Below are 8,406 nucleotides of genomic sequence, written 5' to 3'. Positions count from 1 at the left end.
GGAGGAGGCACCGGTGACGAGGGCGGTCTTAGCGGGCATGGCGGAGTCCTCACGGATTGGCGCGGAACAGGTGACCACGCGCGCGTGCCTCCAGCGTGAACCACGCGCGCGTGCATGACAGCGGCCCGTACCCCGGTCGGCGGGGGTACGGGCCGCACCCGCACCGCGTGACGGTCTCCGCGCAGCGCCTTCCTCGGGTCCGCGTCAGGTGGTGACGGTCTCCCGGAGGGCTGCGGCGTAGGCCATCGCGTGCTGGACGACGCGGATGAGGACCTCCTTGACGGACTCCCGGTCCCGCGCGTCGCAGAGGACGACGGGCACACCCGGGTCGAGGTCGAGGGCCTGGCGGACCGCTTCCCCGGGGTAGCGGGCGGACTCCTCGAAGCAGTTGACCCCGACCACGAAGGGTATGGACCGCCGTTCGAAGTAGTCGACCGCGGCGAAGCAGTCCTCCAGGCGGCGGGTGTCGGCCAGCACGACGGCGCCCAGGGCGCCGGTGGCGAGTTCGTCCCAGAGGAACCAGAAACGGTCCTGGCCGGGGGTGCCGAACAGGTAGAGCACCAGGTCCTCGCGGAGCGTGATCCGGCCGAAGTCCATGGCGACGGTGGTGGTGTGCTTGCCCTCCACTCCGCTGGTGTCGTCGATGGGCCGGCCCGCCTCGGTGAGGAGTTCCTCGGTGCGCAGCGGCTTGATCTCGCTGACCGCGCCGACGAGGGTCGTCTTGCCCACGCCGAAGCCGCCGGCCACCAGGATCTTGAGCGTGACGGGCTCGACCGGAGGCTTGCCGCGCTCAGAACGCCCGAAGATCATCGATCTCTTCTCCTGCTTGATGGGGGTCGCGCGGCGGTGGACCGTAGCCCCCGCCGCCGGGGGTTTCGATGACGAGTACGTCTCCGGGGCCGACGTCCGCCGCGTCGCTTCCGCCGAGTTCCGTGACGGTGCCGTCGGTGTGTTCCACCCGGTTGGCGCCGAGAGCACCGGGCTCGCCGCCCGCCATGCCGTACGGCGGCACCCTGCGGTGCTGGGAGAGCGTCGAGACGGTCATCGGCTCGAGGAACCGGATGCGGCGCACGGCGCCGTCGCCGCCACGCCAGTGTCCGGGGCCGCCGCTGCCGTGTCGAATCGCGAACTCGTCGAGCCGGACGGGCAGTCGCCACTCGAGGACCTCGGGGTCGGTGAGCCGCGAGTTGGTCATGTGGGTCTGGACGACCGGGGCGCCGGGGAAGCCGTCGCCCGCACCCGATCCGGAGGCCACGGTCTCGTAGTACTGGTGGCGCTCGTTGCCGAAGGTGACGTTGTTCATGGTGCCGGAGCCCTCGGCCTGCACACCCAGGGCCGCGTAGAGGGCCCCGGTGATCGCCTGGGACGTCTCCACGTTTCCGGCGACGACGGCGGCCGGGGGCTCGGGAGCGAGCATCGAGCCTGGCGGCACCACGATGCGCAGGGGACGCAGACAGCCGTCGTTGAGCGGGATGTCGTCGTCCACCAGGGTGCGGAAGACGTACAGGACCGCGGCGTTGACCACGGCGAAGGGCGCGTTGAAGTTGGTGGTGAGCTGCGCGGACGTGCCCGTGAAATCGACAAGGGCGGCGCGTTCTTCGCGGTCCACGGACACTCGGACACGGATGACCGCCCCGGAGTCGGTCTCATAGGCACACTCGCCCTCTTGGAGCGTGTCGATGACGCGGCGTACCGCTTCCTCCGCGTTGTCCTGGACGTGCGCCATGTACGCCTGCACGACCTCGAGCCCGAAGTCCTGGATCATGCGGCCGACTTCGTCGACGCCCTTCCGGTTGGCGGCGATCTGGGCACGCAGGTCGGCGAGGTTCGTCCTCGGGTTGCGCGAGGGGTGGGGCGGCTCGGTGAGCAGGGCCAGTGTTTCCGCCTCGCGGAAGCGGCCGTTCTCCGCGAGCAGCCAGTTGTCGAAGAGAATGCCCTCCTCGTCGATGGTCCGGCTGTTCGCGGGCATGGAGCCGGGGGCGATGCCGCCGATCTCGGCGTGGTGGCCGCGCGAGGCGACGTAGAACAGGATCCGGTCACCCTCCGTGTCGAAGACCGGGGTGATCACGGTGACATCGGGGAGGTGAGTGCCGCCGTGGTAGGGATCGTTGACGGCGTACGTGTCGCCCGGCCGCATGCCGTCACCGCGCCGCCGGACGACCTCCTGGACGCTCGTCCCCATCGAGCCCAGGTGGACCGGGATGTGCGGGGCATTGGCGACCAGGTTGCCGTCGGGGTCGAAGAGGGCGCAGGAGAAGTCCAGGCGCTCCTTGATGTTGACGGACTGGGCGGTCGATTCCAGGCGGGCGCCCATCTGTTCCGCGATGGACATGAAGAGGTTGTTGAAGACCTCGAGCAGAACCGGATCCGCCTCCGTAGCGATGTCGGAACTCTCCGTGATCGCCGCGCGTTCCATGACCAGCTGCCCGTCGTCGGTCGTCGCGGCCCGCCAGCCGTCGTCGACGACGGTCGTAGAGCCCGATTCGGCGATGATCGCGGGTCCCGTCACGGTCTCGCCGGGCGGGAGTTCCCCGCGGCGGCGCAGGGGCACGTCGCGCCAGATGCCGCCCGTGTGGAGGCTGACCGTCTCCGGCGCGGCCGAGGCAGAGGCGGGAGCGGCCTCGTAGGGGGCGAGGGCGGACAGATCGGGGGGTTCGGTGAGGCCGGTGGCTTCCACGGAGAGGGCTTCGACGACGACCGGGCGGTCGAGGGTGAAGGAGTAGGTGGCGCGATGGCGTTCTTCGAAGGCCTGGGTCATGGTGTCGGGCTGGGTGAGCTCGACCGTCAGCGCCGTGTCCGTGCCGTCATAGCGGAGTTGAGCCCGGCGGGTGATCCGGACGCGGTGCTCGGGGACGTCCTCGGCGAGGAGTTCGGCGCGGGCGGCGCCCTCCAGGTCGTCGGCCGTCTTGAGGATGCCGGGCATCGAGGTCGGTTCCAGGGGCGCCTCGACGGACTGTTCGCGCATGGCTGTCGTGTCGGCGAGTCCGATGCCGAGGGCGGACAGGACGCCTGCCATCGGCGGGACGAGGACGGTGCGGATGCCGAGCGAGTCGGCGACCATGCACGCGTGCTGGCCACCGGCGCCGCCGAAGGTGGTGAGCGCGTAGCGGGTGACGTCATGGCCCTTCTGTACGGAGATACGTTTGACGGCGTTGGCGATGTTGGCCACGGCGATCTGGAGGTAGCCCTCGGCGACCTGCTCCGGGGTGCGGTCGTCGCCGGTGCTCTCGCGGATCTCCCGCGCGAGGGCGGTGAACCGGTCACGGACCAGGGCGCCGTCGAGCGGCTGGTCCCCGCCGGGGCCGAACACCTTCGGGAAGTGGTCGGGCTGGATGCGGCCGAGTGCGACGTTGGCGTCGGTGACCGTCAGCGGGCCGCCGCTCCGGTAGCAGGCGGGTCCGGGGTCGGCGCCGGCCGAGTCGGGGCCGACGCGGTAGCGGGAGCCGTCGAAGTGGAGCGCCGATCCGCCGCCCGCGGCGACGGTGTGGATGTCCAGCATGGGGGCGCGCAGCCGGACCCCGGCGATCTGTGTGGTGAAGACGCGCTCGTACTCTCCGGCGAAGTGGGAGACGTCCGTGGACGTGCCTCCCATGTCGAAGCCGATGACGCGGTCGAAACCGGCGAGCTGCGACATCCGGGCCATGCCGACGATGCCGCCTGCGGGTCCGGACAGGATGGCGTCCTTGCCGCGGAACTGACCGGCCTCGGCGAGGCCTCCGTTGGACTGCATGAACATCAGCCGTACGCCCCGGAGTTCATCGGCGACGTGTCGGACGTAGCGGCGCAGCACGGGCGACAGGTAGGCGTCGACGACGGCCGTGTCACCTCGGGGCACCAGCTTCATCAGCGGGCTGACCTCGCTGGAGAGGGAGATCTGCGGGAAGCCGACGCGGGCCGCGAGCTCACCCACGGCTTGTTCGTGGGCGGGGTGGAGGTGGCTGTGCATACAGACCACGGCGACCGCGCGGATCCCGTCGTCGTACGCCTCCTGGAGGGTTACGACGAGGGCATCCAGGTCGGGGGCGCGCAGGACGGTGCCGTCGGCGGCGATCCGCTCGTCGACCTCGACGACCCGCTCGTGGAGCAGCTCGGGGAGTTCGATCGCGCGGGCGAAGATGCGGGGGCGGTTCTGGTAGGCGATGCGCAGGGCGTCGCGGAAGCCCCGGGTGGTCACCAGGAGCGTGCGCTCGCCCTTGCGTTCCAGGAGGGCGTTGGTGGCGACGGTGGTGCCCATCCGGACGACGTCGACCGGGGCGCCCTCGGCGTCCCCTGCGTCACCGAGGAGTTCACGGACGCCCGCGACGGCGGCGTCGGCGTAGCGGGCCGGATTGTCGGACAGGAGTTTGTGTGTGAGCAGCCGACCGTCGGGGCGCCGCGCGACGATGTCCGTGAAAGTACCGCCCCGGTCGACCCAGAACTGCCAGCCTGTCACGTCTGTTCCCCGTTTCCGCCCAGCTCAGAGCGCCCGGAGGCCGCTGATCACGTCGCGCAGAATACTCTCGTCCGGCAGCTCGGCAGGGGGTACGGGACGTGTCACATGGACCATTTCGTCGTCCACCAGGTCCCCGATGAGGACCCGCACCACTCCGATGGGCAGATCGAGCTCCGCCGCGAGTTCGGCGACCGACTGGGGAGCGTCACGGCAGAGTTCGACGATGTCCACGTGTTCCGGGGACAGCGTGTGGTCGGCCTCGGGGTCCTCGGCGTGCTGTTCCGTGACCACTACCGCGATCAGATCGAGGCGGTGCTGGGCCGCGCTGGTGGTGCGGCCGCGTGTCATGGCGTACGGACGGACCACCGGTCCGGCCTCGTCGTCGAACCAGTGGCGTGTTCCCTGACCGTCTCCGCTCATGTCATCCCACTACCCGCCCGCAGGCAGATCGGTGCGCGGACTGGCGGCCAGATGTACGCCGACCCGCTTGACGAGGAGCGTCATCTCGTACGCGACCTGGCCCACGTCCGAGTCTGCGTCCGACAGCACGGCGAGGCAGCTGCCGTCACCGGCGGCCGTGACGAACAGGAAGGCCTCGTCGAGTTCGACGACGGTCTGCCGGACGCTGCCCGCCTCGAAGTGCCGGCCGACGCCCTTGGCGAGGCTGTGGAAACCGGAAGCGACGGCGGCCAGGTGCTCGCTGTCCTCCCGGCTGAGGTCCTTCGAGGCCCCGGTGGGAAGGCCGTCGCCGGAGAGCACGATCGCCTTGTGGATGCTGGCTACGCGGTCCACCAGTTCGTCGAGCAGCCAGTTCAGCTCGCCGGACACGTTGCTGGTCGCGGTGGGCTCTGCGGCCTTCGGTGCGGTCATCGACCGTCCCCCTTTGTCGTTCGTCGTGCTGAGCCGTCCTGGGCCTGGTCGCCCACGGCGTTCTCGTCGCGGCCGCGCTGCCAGCCCCGCTGGAGCGAGGCCATCCGGCTGCGTACTTCGTCGGCGTCCCGCTCTGCGGGGTCCGCCCCTGTGCCGTCGCGGGCCTTGTCGCGCTCGGCGAGCCGTGCCGGTCCGTCCTTCAACTGCGGGGCAAGACTGGCCTGCCGGACGCGCCGTGGCAGCGGGGTCGTACCCGATTCTGCCTGGCCCGTCGTGGTGTCACGGTGCGAGGTGGTGTCGTCCCGGCTCGCCGCAGCGGTGTCGCGGGAACGGCGGGGCAGTGCCGGGGCGTCGTGGAGGCCCGGGGCGTCCGGACGACCGGGGGCCTCACGGAGGCCGGGCGCCGGGCGGAGTTCGGGTGCCTCACGGAGGCCGGACCTCTCGGGGGTACCGGAAGGTCCGCGCGGACCGGGGACACCGGGACGCTCGCCGCCGTGCCGGGCCGACGTCGCGGATCGCTCGCCGCGCCGCTGGGGCAGTGGCTTCATGCCTTCGAGTTCCGCCGCACGGTGTTCCAGGCGGTCCGCGCTCGTCATCGGCTCCGGGTCCGAGGGGATGCCGAGGCTCTGCACGGGCTCCAGGTTCTGCGCCGATTCGAGGTCCTGCGCCGGGTCGCCGTCCCCCTGGTCGCGCCGCGACCTGGCCTGGCCGACGGGACGGCCGTGCGAGCTGACGAGCTTCGGTGTCCGGCGTCGCGGCAGCGGGACGGGAGTGGTACCCGGGCGATCGTCGTCCCTGGTGCGAGCGGGCTCGTCGCCGCTGTCATCAGCCTGCTGGTACTGCCCCGCGGGGACGCCGGCGATGGAGCGCCGCGGGCGGAACAGCCCTCCGCGTTCGCTGTCGTCGTCGCCTAGAGCACCGGGGAATCCGGTGAGCGTGTCCAGGTCGACGGGCGCGTCCAGCTCTACGGGACCGTCCAGGATCGACACGGGCAGTCCCGGCAGACGCACCGGCGCCTGGGTGAGTGCCGCCTTGCGGCTCTCCTCCGTCTCGGCCCCCTTCGCCGGCAGGGTGCGGTCGAGGCGGAATCCGATGCCGTTGGTGTCCGGCACGTCGTCGGTGAGCAGGGCGTCCGGCATGAAGACGACCGCGGTGGTGCCGCCGTACGGGGACGGCTGGAGCGAGACGCGGACGTTCTGCCGCTGGGCGAGCCGGCTGACCACGAAGAGACCGAGCCGGTCGGTGTCGGAGAGTTCGAACTCGGGAGTCTCGGCGAGCCGCAGGTTGGCGTCGAGCAGCGCCTCGGCCGCCATACCGAGGCCGCGGTCGTGGATCTCCAGGGTGAAGCCGTTGGCGACGCGCTCGCCGACCACGTGAACGGCCGTGTGCGGGGGCGAGAACACCGTGGCGTTCTCGAGGAGTTCGGCCACGAGATGCGTGACGTCGGCGACGGCGGGACCGGTGACGGCTACCCGCGGCAGTCGGCGTACCTCGATGCGCTCGTAGTCCTCGACCTCGGCGACAGCGGCGCGGACGATGTCCATGAGCTGGACCGGCTTGCGCCACTGCCGGGACGGCGCGGCGCCGGACAGGATGACCAGGCCCTCGGCGTGGCGGCGCATACGGGTGGTCAGGTGGTCGAGGCGGAACAGGTCTGCCAGTTCGTCGGTGTCCTCGGTCCTGCGCTCCATGGTGTCGAGCAGGGTGAGCTGCTTGTGGAGCAGTACCTGGCTGCGGCGCGCGAGATTGACGAAGACCTCGGAGACGCCCTCGCGCAGTTCCGACTGCTTGACTGCGGCCTCGACGGCGGCGCGCTGAAGGGTGTTGAGTGCCTGGCCGACCTCGCCTATCTCGTTCCTGTCGTACTCCAGGCGGGGCACTTCGGTCTCGACGTCGACCCGCTCGCCGGCTGAGAGACGGCGCATGACGCTGGGCAGCCGTACACCGGACGCCTCGTGGGCCTCCAGGCGCAGCCGGCGCAGGTCACGGATGAGGCTCCGGCCGATGCGCACGGACATGACGAGCGAGATCAGAAGGGCGATCAGACCGATCACTCCCGCGACGACCGCCTTGAGGATGACGGCCATGGCCACGGGCCTGACCCTGTCCTGGTAGTGGTCGCCCGCCCGGTCCTCGAGTGTGCCGAGTTCTTCGAGCACGGGCCCGGCCGCCGCGTCCCAGCTCTTCGCGGTGACGCCGCGCGGCGAGCCGGTGGTGGAATCGGCGACAGACTGCTCCGCCACGTGGAGGGACACCATGGCGGCGTTCTTCCGGTAACGCTCGAAGCGTTCGCGTTCCGAGGCGGGCAGCAGCGGCAGGCTGACGTCGTACAGGAGGGCGCGCTGGGCCACGAGGTCGGAGATGTCACGGAGTTCGTCGCGCGTGATGTGGCCGGCTACCAGTGCGGAGCCGAGCAGGGCGTCCTCGCGGGAGAGCAGTTCGCGGGCGCGGGACACATTGACGAGAGCACGGCCCTGCTTGTCCAGCTCCACGTCGTCGACCACGTGCAGGTTGGCCAGCAGGACGTAGCAGGGGTCGATCAGACGGTTGTAGAGGCCGAGGGCCCCGGCCCGGTCGACGGTGCCCTCCTCGACACCGGCGCGCAGCGAGTCGATCCCGTCGATCGCGTCGAGGAGGGAGGTGAGGCGTCCCGAGGTGCCTCCGCTCAGCTCCTTGCGCACTTCCTTGTCCTTGGCGTTCCTGCGGACCTTCGCCACGATCCGGTCCGTGGCACTGCGGCTGCGTCTGAGGGCCGCGAGTCCGTCGGAGGCGCGGGGATCGGCCAGATAGACGAGCGTCTGGCGGCGTTCCCGCTGGAGGACCCTGACGGTGTCCTCGGTCGGATAGGCGATCTTCTCGACGATGTCGGACACGCTGAAGAGGTGGCTGGCCTCGCGCCCCGTGAGCACGGTCGCGAAAGCCCAGATCGCGGTCAAGGACACGAGAGGCACGAGGAGCAGCGCCACAATCTTCCGGCGGATGGACTTCCCGCGAAAGCGCATGGCCTCCCCCAGCTCGACCCCCTCCGGCCGGGGGTACACATGTGCGTCAACAAACGGCGTGAGCCTACTACTGACTCATAGGTAACTCGAAGACCCGTCCAG

At 70.6% G+C, this 8,406-nt stretch carries 5 protein-coding genes; all 5 read right to left on the bottom strand.

Annotated elements, in window-relative coordinates:
- Nucleotides 1–204 precede the first annotated feature (204 nt).
- From ACWD68_RS15730 to ACWD68_RS15710, 5 genes are read right to left on the bottom strand one after another with little or no spacing between them, the layout of a single operon-like run.
- Nucleotides 205–810 (bottom strand): GTP-binding protein, encoded by a 606-nt coding sequence (locus ACWD68_RS15730; protein WP_451806973.1) that lies wholly within the window; start codon nucleotides 808–810, stop codon nucleotides 205–207.
- The gene (locus ACWD68_RS15725; protein ID WP_451806972.1) at nucleotides 791–4,432 is read right to left on the bottom strand and encodes a hydantoinase B/oxoprolinase family protein; all 3,642 of its coding nucleotides are present in this window, start codon (nucleotides 4,430–4,432) and stop codon (nucleotides 791–793) included. Before ACWD68_RS15725 ends, ACWD68_RS15730 begins: the two co-directional genes overlap by 20 nt.
- 24 nt (nucleotides 4,433–4,456) lie before the next feature.
- Nucleotides 4,457–4,852: a DUF742 domain-containing protein gene (locus ACWD68_RS15720; RefSeq protein ID WP_266756317.1), complete on the bottom strand. Its 396-nt coding sequence runs from the start codon at nucleotides 4,850–4,852 to the stop codon at nucleotides 4,457–4,459.
- Between the two features lie 9 nt (nucleotides 4,853–4,861).
- The gene (locus ACWD68_RS15715) at nucleotides 4,862–5,302 is read right to left on the bottom strand and encodes a roadblock/LC7 domain-containing protein (protein WP_451806971.1); all 441 of its coding nucleotides are present in this window, start codon (nucleotides 5,300–5,302) and stop codon (nucleotides 4,862–4,864) included.
- Nucleotides 5,299–8,304 (bottom strand): nitrate- and nitrite sensing domain-containing protein, encoded by a 3,006-nt coding sequence (locus tag ACWD68_RS15710; RefSeq protein WP_451806970.1) that lies wholly within the window; start codon nucleotides 8,302–8,304, stop codon nucleotides 5,299–5,301. The genes ACWD68_RS15715 and ACWD68_RS15710 overlap by 4 nt, the downstream gene beginning before the upstream one ends.
- Nucleotides 8,305–8,406: the final 102 nt, after the last annotated feature.

The organism is Streptomyces sp. NPDC005141 (genome assembly GCF_053599975.1).
This window is presented reverse-complemented; position numbering and strand designations above follow the sequence as displayed.